The 18961-nt window shown below is 61.2% G+C and carries 16 protein-coding genes and 1 pseudogene; 11 read left to right on the top strand and 6 right to left on the bottom strand.

Annotated features, from left to right (window positions below; genetic code table 11):
* Positions 1 to 155 precede the first annotated feature (155 nt).
* The 4 genes from ASD00_RS11970 to ASD00_RS11955 form a co-directional block, all read right to left on the bottom strand.
* Complete coding sequence (locus ASD00_RS11970) at positions 156 to 1370, bottom strand: hypothetical protein (protein ID WP_057206614.1); 1215 nt, start codon at positions 1368 to 1370, stop codon at positions 156 to 158.
* 190 nt (positions 1371 to 1560) lie between these two features.
* Entirely contained in the window at positions 1561 to 2451 is an 891-nt protein-coding gene (locus tag ASD00_RS11965) for an NAD(P)-dependent oxidoreductase (RefSeq protein WP_057206611.1), read from the bottom strand.
* Entirely contained in the window at positions 2448 to 3311 is an 864-nt protein-coding gene (locus tag ASD00_RS11960; protein ID WP_057206609.1) for a glycosyltransferase, read from the bottom strand. Before ASD00_RS11960 ends, ASD00_RS11965 begins: the two co-directional genes overlap by 4 nt.
* Entirely contained in the window at positions 3308 to 4528 is a 1221-nt protein-coding gene (locus ASD00_RS11955) for an NAD-dependent epimerase/dehydratase family protein (protein ID WP_057206608.1), read from the bottom strand. The genes ASD00_RS11960 and ASD00_RS11955 overlap by 4 nt, the downstream gene beginning before the upstream one ends.
* A 127-nt stretch (positions 4529 to 4655) precedes the next feature.
* Here ASD00_RS11955 and ybgC point away from each other — a divergent pair, with 127 nt between their 5' ends.
* Positions 4656 to 5111, top strand: coding sequence for a tol-pal system-associated acyl-CoA thioesterase (gene ybgC, locus ASD00_RS11950; protein ID WP_057206606.1), 456 nt, complete (start codon positions 4656 to 4658; stop codon positions 5109 to 5111).
* Positions 5112 to 5272: 161 nt separating this feature from the next.
* Here the strand turns inward: ybgC and ligD are convergent.
* Both ligD and ASD00_RS11940 read right to left on the bottom strand, forming a co-directional pair.
* Positions 5273 to 6398: pseudogene (gene ligD / locus ASD00_RS11945) on the bottom strand (non-homologous end-joining DNA ligase); the annotation flags it as partial.
* Between the two features lie 78 nt (positions 6399 to 6476).
* Positions 6477 to 6767 (bottom strand): hypothetical protein, encoded by a 291-nt coding sequence (locus tag ASD00_RS11940; RefSeq protein WP_025424732.1) that lies wholly within the window; start codon positions 6765 to 6767, stop codon positions 6477 to 6479.
* Positions 6768 to 7075: 308 nt separating this feature from the next.
* Between ASD00_RS11940 and tolQ the strand changes: the two genes are divergently transcribed.
* The 10 genes from tolQ to ASD00_RS11890 all read left to right on the top strand — a co-directional run bounded on the left by tolQ (position 7076) and on the right by ASD00_RS11890 (position 18891).
* Positions 7076 to 7798: a protein TolQ gene (tolQ, locus tag ASD00_RS11935; RefSeq protein ID WP_025424731.1), complete on the top strand. Its 723-nt coding sequence runs from the start codon at positions 7076 to 7078 to the stop codon at positions 7796 to 7798.
* Positions 7799 to 7825: 27 nt separating this feature from the next.
* Positions 7826 to 8278 carry a protein TolR gene (tolR, locus tag ASD00_RS11930; RefSeq protein ID WP_025424730.1) on the top strand — a complete coding sequence of 151 codons (453 nt, stop codon included), beginning with the start codon at positions 7826 to 7828 and terminating at the stop codon, positions 8276 to 8278.
* A 9-nt stretch (positions 8279 to 8287) separates the two neighbouring features.
* Positions 8288 to 9367 carry a cell envelope integrity protein TolA gene (tolA, locus tag ASD00_RS11925; RefSeq protein WP_057206605.1) on the top strand — a complete coding sequence of 360 codons (1080 nt, stop codon included), beginning with the start codon at positions 8288 to 8290 and terminating at the stop codon, positions 9365 to 9367.
* Between the two features lie 78 nt (positions 9368 to 9445).
* Positions 9446 to 10756 (top strand): Tol-Pal system beta propeller repeat protein TolB, encoded by a 1311-nt coding sequence (gene tolB, locus ASD00_RS11920; RefSeq protein WP_025424728.1) that lies wholly within the window; start codon positions 9446 to 9448, stop codon positions 10754 to 10756.
* A gap of 182 nt (positions 10757 to 10938) precedes the next feature.
* Positions 10939 to 11469, top strand: coding sequence for a peptidoglycan-associated lipoprotein Pal (pal, locus tag ASD00_RS11915; RefSeq protein WP_025424727.1), 531 nt, complete (start codon positions 10939 to 10941; stop codon positions 11467 to 11469).
* Between the two features lie 197 nt (positions 11470 to 11666).
* A complete protein-coding gene (gene ybgF / locus ASD00_RS11910) occupies positions 11667 to 12698 on the top strand; it encodes a tol-pal system protein YbgF (RefSeq protein WP_025424726.1) in 1032 nt (343 codons plus the stop codon).
* Entirely contained in the window at positions 12688 to 14028 is a 1341-nt protein-coding gene (tilS, locus tag ASD00_RS11905) for a tRNA lysidine(34) synthetase TilS (protein WP_057206603.1), read from the top strand. Before ybgF ends, tilS begins: the two co-directional genes overlap by 11 nt.
* 100 nt (positions 14029 to 14128) lie before the next feature.
* Positions 14129 to 16072 (top strand): ATP-dependent zinc metalloprotease FtsH, encoded by a 1944-nt coding sequence (gene ftsH, locus ASD00_RS11900; RefSeq protein ID WP_025424724.1) that lies wholly within the window; start codon positions 14129 to 14131, stop codon positions 16070 to 16072.
* Positions 16073 to 16489: 417 nt separating this feature from the next.
* Positions 16490 to 17842, top strand: a complete 1353-nt coding sequence (gene glmM, locus ASD00_RS11895; protein WP_025424723.1) for a phosphoglucosamine mutase — start codon at positions 16490 to 16492, stop codon at positions 17840 to 17842.
* Positions 17843 to 18072: 230 nt separating this feature from the next.
* On the top strand, positions 18073 to 18891 hold the full coding sequence (locus tag ASD00_RS11890; protein ID WP_057206601.1) for an outer membrane protein: 819 nt from the start codon (positions 18073 to 18075) through the stop codon (positions 18889 to 18891).
* Positions 18892 to 18961: the final 70 nt, after the last annotated feature.

The raw sequence follows: 18961 nt of genomic DNA, 5'->3' as shown, positions 1-18961 counted from the left end.
AATTCGCAATGAAAATGGCTATGGAAAAACAGGCCGCTTGAAGTCAGATTGAAACCAACGACTCTCCTGAAAAATGGAGGGAAGATGGGTCTCAGGTCACCCGGCGTCGAGCGCGACGCCGGGCCTTTCTGTTTATGGGTGTTGAGCAAACCGCGTCAGGCGGCCTTGCCGAAGAGATTTTGTAGAGCGCTACGCAAGCCGGGTACGACTTCATAGGTGTCGGTTACCAGAAGCAAACCATCCGCGCACTCGAACCAATCTCCTGCCATCCCCGCGATCCCTTTGATTGATGTGCTGAGCTTGGCAACCTCGATCGAGTTGGGCGGGGTGCTGATGACCCGCTCTGCAATCCAGGCGTCAAGCCAGCTTTGGTTCGCGGGTGAGACAGCCTCCAGCGCGGTTTGTGGGTGTTTGTCGAAATAGTCCTGAATAGCGATATTGGTCGGTGCGATGACGATCTGGTCGAGATTGCTGTCCCCGAAGGCATCGATGACGCGTGAGCGTTCAAGCGCCATCAGGAAGGTATCGGTCTTGCCGTCCCGGCCGGTTGTCGCCGCGAGAGAGCGTAGCGTCTCCAGTATCGTCGGAAGCTGTTGTTCCTGTTGCGCGTCGTCGGCGCCGGTCTTGATGAGGGACTGATAAACGAGGTCGATGCCGGGGGTGAACGACCGCTTGCGGATGCCGCGTGTCCAATTGTATTCGAAATCCACTTCGAAGCGACCTTTGAGATTGGGCACTGCGCCCTGCGGCACCTCGATGATCACGGCTGGGTTCCAGATATAGCCGGCATAGGATGGGCGGCCGGGATTTGCCGGCATTCCCGACGACACCCAGCCGACATGCGGCAAGCTGGTGTGCCACTCGATTGATCGCGATTCCGGGCGGGCCGCGAACGAGACCTCGGAAGCGGTGAAGCTGACGCCGACATTGGCGCTGAGCGAAGCGCCCGCCTTCGGGCCTTCCGAACTATACTCGGCGCTCAGTTCGCCGCCGATCGAGAAGCTGATGGTTGCCTGCTCGACCGTGCTGTTCGGCCCGAACGTCAAGAGACGTGCCTGTGCCGAGGTCGTTTCAATGCGCAGATTCATGTGGTTGGCATAAAAGCCGACCGAGACCCAATTGGACGACGGCTTGGACGGCGAGCCCTGAATGCCGTGGTAGACATCGCCGGCAACGAGATAATAGTCGCGCGTCAGATTCTGATCGCCGTGTATCAGCTTGTAGACCGATAGCAAGGCGTTCGCGGTCAGGGTTTGCGATGAGGTTTTGACCGTACCCCATCCAAAATCCTTACCGCCGTTCGTTCTCCATTCACCGTTCAAAGTGCCGACAAGCTTCCAGACTTCAGGATTCAACGTCTCGATAGGCATCGTTTTGTTTCCTTCGAAGCGCCGTCGATCGACGGGAGGTTGAGCTGTGGAGCGAGACCGGAACCGGCCCGCGCAGCCACCTTAACGCAGATATTCGAAGACAACCTAAGGTAATTATTTGTGCATTAAAGCTCTTTAAACGAGTCCTAAAATTAGACAAGCAGGACGCTGGTCCTATGCGCTTGCGGCGTCAGGCAAGCAGCGTTCTGACCGTTGCCCGCAATCGCTCCAGCCCACCCGGCTGCCAGCCAAGTGCCCGGATCTTCTCGCTATTCATGGCGTTGAAGGCAGTCAGGGTGGCCGGGCGCGGAAGGGCGTGCTTGGATCCGGTGATCTGCTGAACGATTGCCAGAATGGCACGGTTGTCGACGAGGACATCGGAGATATTGAACACGCGGCTCGTCAGGCGGTCGAGCGGTGCTTCGAGGGTGAGGCGAACGGCGGCGGCCACATCATCGCCATGAACTTCCGTGCCGGCGCGTGGCGCAATCTCTCGGCCCGCGAGATAGTCATCGAAAAGCGGCTGCCATTTGTGAGCGGCACCTGTGCCGGACCGTCCGTAGACGCCGGTCACACGCAGGCTCACCGCCTTGAATGCGTTCGTGCCTAGTGCGGCCAGTGCATTTTCGGCTTCCAGCTTGAGGCTGCCATAGAGGCTTTCGGGATGGCAGGGCGTATCTTCAAACAGTTCTACGCCCGGCAGTTCGTCGCCATAGACGGCGCGGCTCGACAGGAAGACGCAACGCTTCACGCCGTGGTCGCGGGCGGTTCGAAACAGGCGGACGGAGCCGTCCAGATTGCTGCGGCGGAACCCTTCCGGGTCATCGCCTTCGCCGCCCCGATAACGCCCGGCGACATGCTGGAAGGCGGCATGGACGAAGTGGTCGACGTCACGGAAGGCGACGCTCTGATCGATATCCGGGTCGAGAGCGAGCGGAACGAAAGCGACAGGCTTCGAGAAGAAGGCGGGAGCGGGCGGAGTGCGGCCGCCGGCAACAACGTCATACCCGGCGGCCATCAGATGCTCGACGATGAAGCGGCCGACGAAACCGGTGCCACCGGAGACGAGCACGCGCGTCATGACTGAGCCGGATTCGCAAGGGTTGCTATGTCTGGAATATTCTCGCCGGTGAGGTAGGCGGACCAGAGGTCGATCAACGGACGAAGCTGCTTGGTGCGGGGATGGTCCTTCTCCCACGGCTTTTCGTACTGGTAGTGCAACACGCCGATCGACGACCAGTCCCAGAGTTCTGGCAAATTGAACCAGACATATTGCAGCATGTTCATGGTCACCGGCAGGCCATGCCATTCGGGAAAAAAGCTCTGCAGGAAGGTCTGGTCGGTGCGGGGCCAGAAGGCTTCAGGCGCGTCGAGCCTTTCGAGCATGGCGCGGAACGTCGCGATGGATGGCTCGGCAACGAAGACGCCGGAATTCAAACGGTGAAAATCGGCAAGACCTTCATAGACATTCGGCGCGGCGGAAAACTCCGGATAGCCAAACAGCCGGTCGATGTTTCTGAGAACGATCGCATCGGCGTCGATGAACACGCAGCGGCGATATTCTGTCAGCTGCCAGAGCCGCAGCTTGCAGAAATTGTCGAGCGGCGAATGAAAAGCCGGCTTGCGCCCCTTGGTGAAGGGCGCTTTGTCGTGGACGTTGCGCTTGCCGTGGCGCTCGTTGAAGGCTTCCGAGAGCGGCAGCAGCTTCGTTTCGATAAGGCGGCAGCCGATTGTTGAGAGTGGCGCAAGGACGTCGGCGGCAACGCCGCCAGTGTGGAGAACGACGATATCGGCCGGGGTGTTCGTCAGGCGGATCGAGCGGACGAGCGCGCGGGCGCCGAGCGCATAGTCGGCATTGGTGACGAGCGTCACGAATGCATGATCGGACGAGGCAGGGGAGGAGGGGCGGAGCCCCTCCGGGTGATCGTCAAGTGATGTCATGAAACGGATTTCAGCCGCTTGCCCTCAGGGTCGTGGTTGATGCGCATCGCGATATCCTTGGTCCAGGCGGAGACGGCCGGAACGCGCGAGCGATCGACGCGATAGGCAAATTTCCTGGCGACATCGACGATTTCGGAAAGCAGACCATCTCTGAGACGGATCGGATCGAGGCCGAGCCCCAGGAACTTTTCGTTGTGCACAACGAGTTCATTTTCCGCCGCTTCCTTGCGCGGGTTGGGCAGCCAGGCAATCTGCGAACCGGAGATCGTGGCGATCATTTCGGCGAGGTCCCGCACCCGGTGGGTTTCCGTCATCTGGTTAAAAATTTCGACGCGGCTGCCACGGGCCGGCGGGTTCTTCAGCGCCAGTTCGATGCAGCGCACGGAATCCTGGATATGGATGAAGGCGCGTGTCTGGCCGCCGGTACCATGCACGGTCAGCGGATAGCCGATCGCCGCCTGGATGAGGAAACGGTTCAGCACGGTGCCATAGTCGCCGTCATAGTCGAAACGGTTGATCAACTGAGCGTGCCTGCGGGTCTGCTCCGTGTGGGTGCCCCAGACGATGCCCTGGTGCAGGTCGGTGATCCTGAGGCCATCGTTCTTGGCGTAGAACTGGAAAAGCAGCTGATCCAGGCACTTGGTCATGTGGTAGATCGAGCCGGGATTCGAGGGATAGAGGATGTCCTGGGTCACGGTTTTGCCCGCCATCGTCTCGATGCCAACAGGCAAATAGCCCTCGGGGATCGCCGCGCCGACGGTGGAATAGCCATAGACGCCCATGGTGCCGAGATGCACCAGATGTGCATCGAGTTCGAGTTCGACGAGGGCGTTCAGCAGATTATGCGTGGCATTGACGTTGTTGTTGACGGTGTAGTTCTTGTGCCGGTCGCTCTTCATCGAATAGGGCGCTGCGCGCTGTTCGGCGAAATGCACGATCGCGTCGGGGCGGTGTTCCGTAAGCCAGTTCTTCAAAAGCTCGTAGTCGCGGGCAAGATCGATCAGGTTGAAATGAATGCGACGGCCGGTTTCGGCATGCCAGATGCGGGTACGCTCCTGGATCGAATCCATCGGGGTCAGAGACTGCACGCCGAGCTCGGTATCAATCCAGCGGCGTGAGAGATTGTCGAGAATATGGATGTCATGACCGGCGTCGGACAGGTGAAGGGCCGTTGGCCAGCCGATGAAACCATCACCGCCGAGGATCGCAATCTTCATGCACGGTTCTCCTGATCAGGAAGGAAAGCTGTGTCACGTGTAGGATAGGTTTGTGACAAAGCTGCAATGCTTGCAAATGCCTTTTTGTTCCTGCACAGGATTTGGGAAATTCTTGTCGGAGAGAAGCATGTCCCTGATCTCGATTGCAGGCGAACTGACCGAAGGCGGCCATCGACTGGTCCAGCGCGTTTATTACGAAGACACCGATTTTTCCGGCGTCGTTTATCACGCCCGCTACTTGCATTTCATGGAGCGCGCCCGCACGGATTTCCTGCGGCTGCTCGGCGTCGAGCAGGCGACGCTGGCGATCGAGGGGGACAGCGAGGGTATCGTCTTTGTCGTGCATCGCATGGAGATCGACTTCAAGGCGCCGGCGCGCATGGACGACATCCTGACGATCGGCACGGTGACGGAGAAAGCGGGCGGTGCCAAGATGGTGCTGCTGCAGGAGATCCGCCGTGATGGGCAATTGCTGATCGCCGCCAAGGTGATTATCGCGGTGATCAACGGCCAGGGCCGTCCCCGCCGCCTGCCCGAAGCGCTGGCGACGAAATTCACACAGGCAAGGCAAAGCGTGGGTTAAGCCGGCACGTGCTGTTGCATGCATCGAAGCGTCCTTTCTGAAGGGCGCTTTTTTCGTTGCCAGGAGGTTAGTTGCAACCCGTACCGCTTGTGCAGCTGACGATCATGCGGACGTACGTATGGATCGAGGGCCTGCGGCAGGTGGCGGCCTAGCCGCCCCGCTTATTCGGCCAGCGTATCCAGTATCTTCTTGGTCAGGGACTGCCTTGTATCGCCAAGCTCAGACCAGGGTTCCATTCCATTTTCGATGCGCTGGAGGATATCGGCGATATGGAAACCGTTGGCTGCGTCGAGGTTGGAAAGCTCGCTCCAGCTGACGGGCGTTGCCACCGGTCCACCTGCGCGGGCTCGGGTGGAATAGGGAGCGATCGCTGTCGCGCCGCGTTCGTTCCTCAGCCAGTCGATGAAGATCCTGCCCTGGCGCTTTGCCTTCGACATGGTGGCAATGAAATTATCCGGATCGCGGTCGGCAAAGCCCTGCGCGAACGACTTGGCGAAGCGTTTCGCGTCCTCCCATGGTGCGCGTGGCGCCAGCGGAACGATGACATGCACGCCCTTGCCGCCGGTAACCATGGGAACCGATTGGAGGCCGATGTCGTCGAGCGCGTCTCGAGGGCGGAGTGCGGCGTCCTTGACGGTTGAAAAATCGACGCTTGGGTCGGGGTCGAGGTCGAACACCAATCGGTCCGGCGTCTCGATCTTGTCGACCGGCGATCCCCAGATGTGAAATTCCAGCGTTCCCATCTGGACCGCCGCAACAAGACCCTTGGCATCACGCACATACATGTAGTTCTCGGTGTCGCCGGAGGATTCCTTCACCGGTGTCTCGCGGATCTCGGCCGGAAAACCCTCGCTGGCATGCTTCTGGTAAAAGCATTGGCCGCGTCCGCCCTGCGGGCACCGAATCAGCGACAGCAGGTGACCGCTGGCAAAGGGCAGCATCTTGTCCGCCACGACGGCGTAGTAGCGGGCGAGATCGAGCTTGGTGATGCGCTCTCCCTCGAACAGCTCGCGCTCCGGATGGGTGATGCGAACGCCGAGAACGGTGTCGTCCGTAACCGAATTCGCCGCGCTCGGCGTTTCGCGCGAGGCACGCTTCGCGTTGCCCTGCGCACGCACTGCTTGGTTCGGCGCACGTTTCGCATCGGGTTCGGGCTCCTTCGTCATCTTCGGTCTTTCCTGTGTCACGGCCTTGGCCTCCTTGTCGCGGCGCAGCCCTTCGAAGCGCCTGGCGAATGTGTCCATCGTCAGAGAACTCGGCTAAGTCGAACTAGGCCACCAGATCCGGCGTGTGCCGGCGGGGCCCATGCCGTCGAGCAATGCTTGCAGCTCGTGCCGTCGCTTGATGAGCGGGTTCTTGCGCAGGTCAGCGTTCTCCGTTCAGCGGTTTGGTGCCTGACGCGCGGACTGCGTCTTGGGCGAGGGCCTGCTCGATGCCCGCGATATCTTCGCTGGTGATGGCAGGGATCGGATCGGAGATGATTGCCTGAAGCACCTCGCTGGATAGGACGCCGTTGGCGAGTGCCTCTTCCAGCGCGGCGCGGGTTTCCCGCTCGGCCTTCAACTGCGCGTAGAGTGCCAGGATCAAGCGATCGCGCTGATCGAAGTGCTGCGGGGTGGACCGCCGGTCGCGATGTCGTGTCGTTTGCGTGGTCATGGCGAGAAAACGCCCGCCGACGAGGGAAGTTCCGTGATGGGCGCTTGGCCTCAAGGTGCGGCCGGAAAGACACAGCGCGGTAACACTCCCTTAACCATAATGGTGTCTTAATCAGCCCATCAGGATTTGTGCAGTGCACGTCATCCTTTGACCAAAATTGACGGCAAGAAGGCAACCATAAGCTAATAAAGGTCGCGATGGTGCGACCAGCGGCGGCGCCGGGGCATTCTTGCAACAGGACGTTTGGGCTACCCGGTCACGAGCATGAGCCGCTCTTGCCGGGTGTTTGGATTCGGGGACTGAAAACGATGGAACAGGTTGGATTGGCCGCTGCGACGCACGATGTGACCCTCTGGTCGCTGTTCATGCAAGCGGGCTTTGTCGTGAAGTTGGTCATGCTGGGGCTGATTGCAGCTTCGGTGTGGACATGGGCGATCGTCGTCGACAAGACGCTGAACTACGGCCGTGTCCGTCGCCAGCTCGACGGCTTCGAGCAGGTGTTCTGGTCGGGCCAATCGCTCGAAGAGCTGTACCGCACGCTCTCCGACCGCCAGACGGCGGGCATGGGGGCGATCTTCGTCTCGGCGATGCGCGAATGGAAGAAGAGCTTCGAGCGCGGCGCTCGCTCGCCGATCGGCCTGCAGATGCGTATCGACCGTGCCATGGACGTGACGCTTGCGCGTGAATCGGAATCGCTGGAAGCGCGCCTCGGTTCGCTCGCGACCATCGGTTCGGCGGCACCCTTCATCGGCCTCTTCGGTACCGTCGTCGGTATCATGACCTCGTTCCAGGCGATCGCCGGTTCGAAGTCGACCAACCTTGCAGTTGTGGCCCCCGGTATCGCCGAAGCGCTGCTGGCAACGGCCATCGGCCTGCTCGCCGCTATTCCCGCGGTTATCGCCTACAACAAGTTTTCCGCTGACGCCGGCAAGCTGTCGGCGCGTATGGAAGCCTTCGCCGACGAGTTTTCCGCGATCCTGTCGCGGCAGATCGACGAGAAACTGCAGAACCCGCGCCAGGCCGCGCAGTAATCGCCAGAGAGCACGGAGACCACGCTGATGGGTATGTCGGTTGGCGGAGCCAAGGGGTCGGGCGGCGGTCGCCGCCGCCGCGGCGGCAAGAAAGCGATCATGAGCGAAATCAACGTCACGCCCTTTGTGGACGTGATGCTGGTGCTGCTGATCATCTTCATGGTCGCCGCACCGATGATGACGGTCGGCGTGCCGATCGACCTGCCGGAAACGCAGGCCAAGGCGCTTAATTCCGATACGCAGCCGATCACCGTTTCGGTCAACCCCGCCGGTGAGATCTTCCTGCAGGAAACGCCGATCGCGATCGAAGAGGTCGTGCCCAAGCTCGAGGCGATTGCCACCACCGGCTACAACGAACGCATCTACGTGCGCGGTGACACCAATGCCGACTATGGCACGGTGATGAAGGTCATGGCGCGCATCTCGGCTGCAGGGTTCAAGAACCTCGGCCTCGTGACGCTGCAAGAACAGGAAAAGTGATCCTTGGCCATGAAGGGCAGTCTCGCCACATCTGGTCTGCTTCACGCTCTGGTTCTGACCTGGGCGCTGGTTTCGCTCGGCAGCCCGGCTGACTTCCAGGTCGCCGACGTCGAAGCCTTGCCTGTCGATATCGTACCCTATTCGGAAATGACCCAGGTCCAGCAGGGCGACAAGAAGGCACCGAAGAAGGAAACATCGTCGCCGGTTCCGACCAAACGTCCGGAAACGAGCCAGCCGGCCGAGAACATCGGCGACAACGACACGGACCTGAAAACGCCGCCGACGCCGAACGCCAAGCCGTCGAAGAGCGAGGCCACGGCCTCGCCGGATAAGAACGAGAAGCCCGAACCGACGCCCGATCCGGTCGAGCAGGAAATCAAGAAGGTCGAGGAGACGAAGCCTGCTTCCGAACCGGCGACCGAAGTCGCGGCACTGCCGGAAGCCAAGCAGGAAGTAAAGCCCGAAACCAAGCCGGAACCGGCGCCGGCCGAAGAAAAGCCGGCCGAAAATCCGGAAGCCGAAGCGTTGCCCGAAAAGGTGCCGACGCCGGCTGCCAAGCCCAAGGTCGAAAAACCGGCACAGTCGGCAAAGACACCTGACCGCAAGAACGAGCAGACGCCGAAGGAACAGAAGAAGGCGGCCTCCACTGAGGAGAGCAAGTTTAACGCTGACGAAATTGCCGCCCTTCTCAACCGGCAAGATCCCTCTGCCGGTGGCGCCAAGCGCTCGACGCAGGAGGCGGCTCTCGGTGGCAAGAAGACCATCGGCGTGGGCTTGAGCGCCAACGAGATCGACGGTGTGAAGGGTCAGATCCAGGACAAATGGTCGCTGATGGCCGGTCTCACAGGCGTCGAGGAAGTGCGCGTCTCGATCCGGGTGCAACTGGATCCCTCGGGCAACATCGTCGGTGAGCCGGAGGTGACCGCCACGGGGGGGCCGGAAGGAACGCGCCGCGCCGTCGAGAGCAGCACGCTGCGCGCGCTCCGCCGCTCGGCACCGCTACAGAACCTGCCGCCTGAAAAATATGACGGCGAAAAAGGATGGAATACCCTCGTGCTGAACTTCGACCCCTCGGATTTCGCACTCTAGAGCTGCCGGGATTGGAATCATGCCGGATAGCAAACCAACCCTGCAAACCCTTCGTACTAAGCTGAAAGGCTTGTCTCTATGATCAAGAGCTCTTTTTTCCGCGCCCTGATGGTGGCAGCGGGTCTGCTGGCCGCCTTCGTGGCGGCGACGCCGGCGAATGCGGTCGTTGAAATCAACATCAACAAGGGCAATGTCGAACCGTTGCCGATCGCGATCACCGACTTCCTGCAGGGTGAACTCGGCAAGAAGATTTCGGACGTGGTCGCAGCCGACCTCAAGCGGTCGGGCCTGTTTAAGCCGATCGACCGCGGTGCCTTCATCGAAAAGATCAGCAACCCCGACGCCGCGCCGCGGTTCGAGGACTGGAAGGTCATCAACGCCCAGGCGCTCGTCACCGGTCGCGTGACGCAGGAGGCCGACGGTCGCCTGAAGGCCGAGTTCCGGCTTTGGGACACGTTTGCCGGCACGCAGATGACCGGGCAGCAGTTCTTCACCCAGCCTGAAAACTGGCGTCGTGTTGCCCATATCATCGCCGATGCGATCTATGAGCGCATCACCGGCGAAAAGGGCTACTTCGATACGCGTGTCGTCTACGTTGCCGAAAGCGGCCCGAAGACCGCCCGCAAGCGCCAGCTTGCGATCATGGACCAGGATGGCGCAAATCCACGACCGCTCACCAACTCCAACGACATCGTTCTGACGCCGCGCTTCTCGCCGAACCGTCAGGAAGTCACCTACATGTCGTTCGAAAACCAGCAGCCGCGGGTCTACCTGCTGCAGCTGGAGACCGGACAGCGGGAGGTTGTCGGCAACTTTCCGGGCATGACCTTCTCGCCGCGCTTCTCGCCCGATGGCCAGCGCGTCATCATGAGCCTGCAGCAGGACGGCAACGCCAACATCTACACGATGGACCTGCGCTCGCGCACGACGACACGGCTCACCAGCACGCCGGCGATCGATACGGCACCGTCCTATTCGCCGGATGGTGGCCAGATCGCCTTTGAAAGCGACCGCGGCGGACGTCAGCAGATCTACGTCATGGGTGCCGATGGCTCCGGTCAGCGTCGTATCTCCTTCGGCGACGGTTCCTATTCGACGCCGGTCTGGTCTCCGCGTGGCGACCTCATCGCCTTCACCAAGCAGTCGGGCGGCAAGTTCTCGATCGGCGTGATGAAGCCGGACGGTTCGGGTGAGCGCATCCTGACCACAGGCTTCCACAATGAAGGCCCGACCTGGGCGCCGAACGGCCGCGTTTTGATGTTCTTCCGCCAGAACGCCGGTGCCGGCGGACCGCAGCTCTACTCGATCGATCTGACCGGTTACAACGAGCAGGCCGTCCCGACACAGGGCTTTGCCTCGGACCCGGCCTGGTCGCCGCGGCTTGAATAGCAGGCTCGCCTTTGCGGCGGGGATTGTGGCGACGATGCCGCTTTCTCGCCGCAAAGTGCTGGTCTAGCAGGCGCCGAGCTTAAATTATCGATTTGTTAACCATAACTGTTGAATAGCGATTAACCGCTTCCGGTTACAGTCTGGCAACCGTGAATTCAGACACTTCTCAAGGAGACCGGCGCATGAGCCGAATTGACACCCCGGCCGCAGGCCGCATGCAGACCATCGCTCGCAACCCGGTCATGATCGCACTTGTCATGACCCTTGCCATCGCTGGCTGCGCCTCGAAGAAGAACATGCCGAACAATGCCAACGAGCTTGGTCTCGGCGCCGGCGCTGCAACGCCGGGTTCGCAGCAGGACTTCACCGTCAATGTCGGCGACCGTATCTTCTTCGACACGGACTCGACCTCGATCCGCGCCGACGCCCAGCAGACGCTCGACCGTCAGGCTCAGTGGCTGGCCAAGTACCCGAACTACGCCGTCACCGTCGAAGGCCATGCCGACGAACGCGGCACCCGCGAATACAACCTGGCACTCGGCGCTCGCCGCGCTGCTTCCACCAAGGACTATCTGATTTCGCGCGGCGTTCCGGCCAACCGCCTGAAGACGATCTCCTACGGCAAGGAAAAGCCGGTTGCCGTTTGCGACGACATCTCGTGCTGGTCGCAGAACCGCCGCGCCGTGACCGTTCTCGGTGGCGCCGGCATGTGATCTTCCGATCACGCATCGCTAAATTATAAGGGCGGCCTTGTGCCGCCCTTTGCTTTTTTACCACACTTTGGCCGAACTCCGTTGCTTTTTCAGGGTAATTGGAAAACTGTGCGGCAATCATCCAGATGAATCGGCGAGATGTATTGCGGGCCCCGATTCCAGGGTGGGAAAACCGGTATTCGAACAGGACAAATGAAATGAAGAAATTTGTCGTGGCTGGACTGCTTGGTCTCGCGGCCCTTTCGGGCCTGGGCCAGACAGTAAACGCCATGCCGCTTTCCGGGCTCATGGCCCGAACGACACACGCCGACACGGCAGGGGCGCACAGTCTTCCCGTCGTGAAGGTACAGGCGTCCGAAACCACACGGGTCGGCCAACTTGAAGAACAGATCCGCTCGCTCAACGGGCGTATCGAGGAAATGAGCTTCCAACTCCTGCAGATGCAGGAGCAGATCCGGAAGTTCCAGGAGGACAACGAGTTCCGCTTCCAGGATCTGGAAAGCGGCAAGGCCTCCCCGAAGAAGAGCGGCGCATTGCAGACGCCGAAGTCCAGCGATCAGGCGTCCGTCACCCCTCAGGTGACGGATAGCCAGACGATGGCGCCTGTCGATCCCGGCACCGGCATGGCCGCATCGGGTGCCAATCAGGGCACGACCGGTGCGGCACCGCCGACGACACTCGGCCAGATCGTCTTCGACGAGAGCGGCAATCCGATTTCGACGACGACAGACGCACAGCCTGGCGCCAACGCCACGCCTCCCGGTGTCGATCCCGGCGTAGCACTTCCGGGCACCGATGGCGGGCTCAACGCCAATCCGGATAGCCAGCGGCAGACGGCAGCGCTCGACAACCCCGGCGACCTCTACCAGTCGGCCTATGGGCACGTGCTTTCCGGCGACTACAGCACCGCCGAGCAGGAGTTCCGCGACTATCTCGACGTCTTCCCGCAGGGCGAAAAGGCGGCCGATGCCAGTTTCTGGATGGGCGAGGCGCAGTATTCGCAGGGCAAGTACAGCGAAGCTGCCAAGACGTTCCTGAATGCACACCAGGCGCACGCCAAATCGCCGAAGGCTCCGGAAATGCTGCTGAAACTCGGCATGTCGCTTGGCGCGCTCGACAACAAGGAAACTGCCTGCGCCACGTTGCGTGAGGTGAACAAGCGCTATCCGAAGGCCTCGCCGGCCGTGCGCGCAAAGGTGACGAGCGAGCAAAGCCGCTTTGGCTGCTGAGACGCCGGGGCACCTGGCCGTTCTCGAAACGGCGAAACGATTTCTTTCATTCTTCCATCGGCCCGCCCGACTGCTCGTAGCTGTCTCAGGCGGTAGCGATTCCAAGGGACTGCTTCTTGCCCTGCACCGGGCGATCGAGGCAACCGGCAAAGCCGACCTTTCCCTTGCCGCCTGCACGGTCGACCATGCCCTGAGGCCCGGCTCCGCCGATGAAGCGGAGGCGATCGCCGCCTTCTGCGCCAGCCTCGGCATTGCACATATGGTCAAACGCTGGGACGGCCACAAGCCGACGGCGGGAATTCAGGCCGCGGCACGTAACAAGCGCTATCAACTGCTGGCGAGCGCTGCCGATGAACTCGGGGCCACCTGCCTCGTCACCGGGCACACCCTCGATGACCAGCGCGAGACGATCCTGATGCGGTCCGAGCGCGGGCAGGGGCCCGGTGGCGCCGGAATGGCCGACGCAACGCTCTACGACAAGCGCTTCTGGGTGTTGCGCCCGTTTCTCGGCCTTCGCCGCGCCGACATACGCGCTTTTCTGAGCGCGGAGGGCGTTGGCTGGTTCGACGATCCGAGCAACATGAATATGCGCTTTGAGCGTGTGCGCACCCGCGAGCGCCTCGCCGAAACGGGCGACGAAGTGGCTGCCGCATGGGATGCTGCGTCGCGGGCGCGCTCCTCGGCAAGGGCCGCCGCCTGGCTGAAGCTTCATGCGCGCGTTCACGAAAACCTCGTGGTGAGCTTTGCCGGCGCTGCTGTCGCCAGATGCGTCGACGCCGACTGCCGCCGCGCGCTTCTGGCAATGGCTGCTGTCGTCGGTGGCAGGACGCATCCACTGGCCGCGGAAACGGTGACGCGACTGATGGCGTTTCTCGAGCGGGACGAACCCGGACGGCTGACGGCGGGACGCGTCGTGTTCGACAGGCGTGCGACCGACCTTTACCTTTATCGCGAGGCGCGCGATCTGCCGCTTCTGGCGCTGAGGCCTGGCGAGGCCGGCATCTGGGATGGCCGCTTTACGGTTCGAAATGTCGGAAATGGCATGGTGCAGATCGGCGCCACCAACGATGGCGGCCTGCAACAACAGAGACTTATTGCCGCAGGACTGCCACCGGGCGTTGCCAAGCGGGCGTCGGTTTCCGCGCCTTGTGTTGTATCCACAGACGACAATTGCGTCGCGAAGACCGACGTTGAGCCGCGCATAGGCCCCTACGACACCTTTTTGCCGGGTTTCGACCTGATCATGGCGGAGATGATTGCCGGATTGTTCGGGCGTCAGCCCTATGTTCGGTCGCCGGTTCACGATCTGTTGACAGAAATGGAACGGTAGTTGGCGGTTTGCCTTGGCAAGGCGTCGCCAGAACCCTATGTTAGGGGCAAGAAAGCGGCCCGGCGAAATGTGCGGGTCGTGACAGGTTCCGGGGAGTTCGATGAACCCTAATTTTCGTAATTTTGCCCTTTGGGCAATCATAGCGCTTTTGCTGATCGCGCTGTTTAGCATGTTTCAGCAACCGACCGAGCGCACCGGCTCGCGCGAGATTCCGTTCTCGCAGTTCCTCAAGGACGTCGATGCGAGCCGCGTCAAGGAAGTCGTGATCACCGGCTCCAAGGTCATCGGCAGCTATTCTGAAAGCGGCGCGACGTTCCAGACTTATGCACCTTCGGTTGACACCGCGCTCACCGAGCGTCTGGAAGCCAAGGACGTGACGGTAACCGTTCGTCCGGAAACCGATGGCTCCTCCGGGTTCCTGAGCTATATCGGCACGCTGCTGCCAATGCTTTTGATCCTCGGCGTCTGGCTGTTCTTCATGCGTCAGATGCAGGGCGGTTCGCGAGGCGCCATGGGCTTTGGCAAATCCAAGGCCAAGCTTCTGACGGAAGCGCATGGCCGCGTCACCTTTGACGACGTTGCCGGTGTCGATGAAGCCAAGCAGGATCTGGAAGAAATCGTCGAATTCCTGCGCGACCCGCAGAAGTTCCAGCGGCTCGGCGGACGTATTCCGCGCGGCGTGCTGCTCGTCGGCCCTCCCGGTACCGGTAAGACGCTGCTTGCCCGCTCGGTCGCAGGTGAAGCCAACGTTCCCTTCTTCACCATCTCCGGTTCGGACTTCGTCGAAATGTTCGTCGGCGTCGGCGCAAGCCGTGTGCGCGACATGTTCGAACAGGCCAAGAAGAATGCGCCCTGCATCATCTTCATCGACGAAATCGACGCCGTCGGTCGCCATCGCGGCGCCGGTCTCGGCGGCGGCAACGACGAACGCGAGCAGACGCTGAACCAGTTGCTGGTCGAGATGGACGGCTTTGAGGCCAATGAAGGCATCATCCTGATCGCGGCGACCAACCGTCCCGACGTTCTCGATCCGGCCCTTCTGCGCCCGGGCCGTTTCGACCGCCAGGTCGTGGTGCCGAACCCGGATATCAACGGCCGCGAACGCATCCTCAAGGTGCACGTTCGCAACGTGCCGCTGGCGCCGAATGTCGACCTCAAGGTTCTGGCCCGCGGCACGCCCGGCTTTTCCGGTGCCGACCTGATGAACCTCGTCAACGAAGCTGCCCTGATGGCCGCGCGCCGCAACAAGCGCGTCGTCACCATGCTCGAGTTCGAAGACGCCAAGGACAAGATCATGATGGGTGCGGAGCGCCGCTCCTCCGCCATGACCGAAGCCGAAAAGAAGCTGACCGCCTACCACGAAGCCGGACACGCAATCCTGGCGCTCAACGTTCCCTCGGCCGATCCGCTGCACAAGGCGACTATCATTCCGCGTGGACGAGCGCTTGGCATGGTGATGCAGCTGCCGGAAGGCGACCGCTATTCCATGAGCTACAAGTGGATGGTCTCGCGGCTCGCCATCATGATGGGCGGACGCGTCGCCGAAGAACTGACTTTTGGCAAGGAGAACATCACCTCCGGCGCTTCATCCGACATCGAGCAGGCAACCAAGCTTGCTCGAGCGATGGTGACGCAGTGGGGCTTCTCCGACCAGCTCGGCCAGGTTTCCTACGGCGAGAACCAGCAGGAAGTCTTCCTTGGTCACTCCGTTGCGCAGCAGAAGAACGTTTCGGAAGCGACCGCTCAGAAGATCGACAACGAAATCCGTCGTCTGATCGATGAGGCCTACGAGACCGCCCGCAAGATCCTCACCGACAAGAACCACGAGTTCGTGGCTTTGGCGGAAGGGCTGCTCGAGTACGAAACCCTGACCGGCGAAGAGATCAAGGCGCTGATCCGCGGCGAAAAGCCGGCGCGCGACCTCGGCGACGACACCCCGCCGCATCGCGGCTCCGCCGTGCCTTCCGCTGGCGTGAAGAAAGAGGGTTCGTCGGGTAACAAGGGCGAAGAATCCGAAGGTGGGTTCGAGCCGCAGCCGCAATAGCGGTTTTGGTTTCAGACGCTTAACTCAGAAGCCGCCGCGCCGGAGGGTGCGGCGGCTTTTTGTTGCTACTGCACGTTTTCCTTAAATCGCATTCGATTTAAGGATAAAAACATGCAGTAATTCAAAGTGCTACAGCGACCTTTGCGCGTCCAATAAGACGCGCGGCGCTGTACGTGCAGGATTGCACTTGGTAACGCGATGTAATGATTTCTGATGCTATCGTCGCTGCCGTTTGCATTGGTTTTGTGTCAAAGAAGAAACGAAATACTCTCGGCCTTTGCTTCGGCATCAATGTCGCGGGGGCCACGGCAACAGCCGGAATGATATGAGGTCTGGTCAATGAAACCCAGTCGCGGAGCACGCAGACAGGTGAAGCAGGCAAAGCCTGCATTGACCCAGCAGAACGATGGAGTTCTTATGAAGCGCAAGTATTTCGGCACGGACGGTATCCGCGGTCAGTCCAATATCTTTCCAATGACGCCGGATCTCGCCATGCGGGTCGGCATTGCAGTCGGTACGATCTTCCGCAATGGCGCCCATCGCCACCGGGTGGTGATCGGCAAGGACACGCGCCTCTCCGGCTATATGCTTGAAAACGCCATGGTTGCCGGTTTTACGGCTGCGGGTCTCGACGTGTTCCTGCTCGGACCGATCCCGACCCCCGGCGTTGCCATGCTGACGCGCTCGCTGCGCGCTGATATCGGTGTGATGATTTCCGCGTCGCACAATCCGTTCCAGGACAACGGCATCAAGCTGTTCGGCCCTGATGGCTATAAGCTCTCCGACGATATCGAAGCCAAGATCGAAGCGCTGCTCGATCAGGATCTGTCCGGCCAGCTCGCCAAGGCGGAAGACATCGGCCGCGCCAAGCGCGTCGACGGCGACATTTATCGTTATCTCGAACACGCCAAGCGCACCCTGCCGCGCGACGTCACCCTTCAGGGCCTGCGGATCGCCATCGATTGCGCCAACGGCGCCGCCTACAAGGTTGCACCCCAGGCGCTTTGGGAACTCGGCGCCGAGGTGGTGTCGATCGGGACCGAGCCGAATGGTGTCAATATCAACCTCGATTGCGGCTCGACCCATCCGGCGGCCCTTTCCAGGAAGGTGCATGAGGTGCGCGCCGACATCGGTATCGCGCTTGATGGCGACGCCGACCGGGTTCTGATCGTCGATGAGAACGGCACTGTGATCGATGGCGACCAACTGATGGCTGTTATCGCCGACAGCTGGGCCGAGGATGGCACGCTGCGTGGCGGCGCGATCGCCGCAACCGTCATGTCCAACCTGGGGCTGGAGCGTTACCTCAAGGGCCGTGGTATCGAGCTGCGCCGCACCAAGGTCGGCGACCGCTACGTTGTCGAGCAGATGCGCCAGGACGGCCTGAATGTCGGTGGCGAGCAGTCCGGCCACATCGTGCTGTCGGACTTCGGCACGACCGGTGACGGTCTCGTGGCCGCCCTGCAGATCCTTGCGGTCGTCAAGCGCCTGGGCAAGCCGGTGAGCGAGGTCTGCCACCGTTTCGAGCCGGTGCCACAGGTCTTGAAGAATGTGCGCGTGTCCGCCGGCAAGCCGCTCGAGGATGCAGCCGTGCGCCAGGCGATTGCCGATGCGGAAGCCGAGCTTGCCAAGTCCGGCCGCCTGCTGATCCGTCCGTCGGGTACAGAGCCTTTGATCCGGGTCATGGCCGAGGGCGATGACCGCGGCCAGGTCGAGCGGATCGTCGACGGGCTGATCAATGTCATCGGCAGCGCGCGTAACGCTGCTTAAAAGCGTACCTTCAGAAGTTTCCTCCAGGGCCGGTGACAATCACCGGCCTTTTCTTTGCTCGCCAAAGAACAAGTTGCCGCAGCCCGGAGTATTAACGTTCCTTAATGCACACGGTAAACGTTTGTAGTTAATCGGAGTTTAACCTTTCCCCCTCATTATCCATAACCAACGTCAGGATTTGGACACCACTTTCATGGTGCACCAAGCAACCGAATGTATTGGAGTGGGCCATGAAGAGAATTTTGAGTGGCGTTGTTGCAGTCTTGCTCAGCGGCACGGCAGCTTTTGCTGCCGACATTTACCAACCGCCTGTCGAAGCGCCTATCGTCGAGCCAGTGATCCAGACCAGCGGCTGGTATCTGCGCGGCGACGTCGGCTACGCCTGGAACGACCTGCGCGGCGCGAATTACTACCAGGGAGGCCCGGGCGGCTCTATCGCTGAGTTCGCCTCGGCCGATATCGATGACTCCTGGGTCATTGGCGGCGGTGTCGGTTACCAGTTCAACAACTATCTGCGCACCGACGTCACGCTCGACTACTGGGGCGGTGGCGACTTCAACGGCTCGACCTTGGGCGGCTGCGGGATCGTCGCGGGTCCCTGCGTGTCAAGTGACACAAGCTCGGTTTCCGCCTGGAGCTTGATGGCCAACGCCTATGTCGACATCGGCACCTACGGCGCCTTCACCCCCTATGTCGGTGCCGGTATCGGTGCCACGCACGTGAAATGGGACGGACTGCGCAACACCAGCTGCAGTGTCAGCAATCCGGCAGATTGCGACCCGACGACGGATCACGGTGGCGAGAGCGATTGGCGCTTCACCTACGCGCTCATGGCCGGTACTGCGATCGACCTGACCTGCAATCTCAAGGCAGACGTTGGCTACCGCTTCCGCCAGGTCGATGATGGCGACATGTTCGGCTACAACAACGGCGGCGGCCCGGGCTTCGACGAGGGTTTCTACATCCACGAGGCACGCGCTGGTCTGCGCTACTCCTTCGGCAATGTCTGCGAAGTTCCCTACGAGCCGGAGCCGATCGTCTACAAGTAAGACATATGACGCTGAAATCATGAAGGCCGCCCCCGGGGCGGCCTTTGTCGTTTCGCCCAAAGCTTTGCCC

Origin of the sequence: Ensifer sp. Root31, assembly GCF_001424825.1 — a bacterium.
In the GTDB taxonomy this organism is placed as follows: domain Bacteria; phylum Pseudomonadota; class Alphaproteobacteria; order Rhizobiales; family Rhizobiaceae; genus Ensifer; species Ensifer canadensis.
The sequence above is the reverse complement of the archived record's forward strand: the minus strand, read 5'-3'. Positions and strand labels throughout refer to the sequence as shown.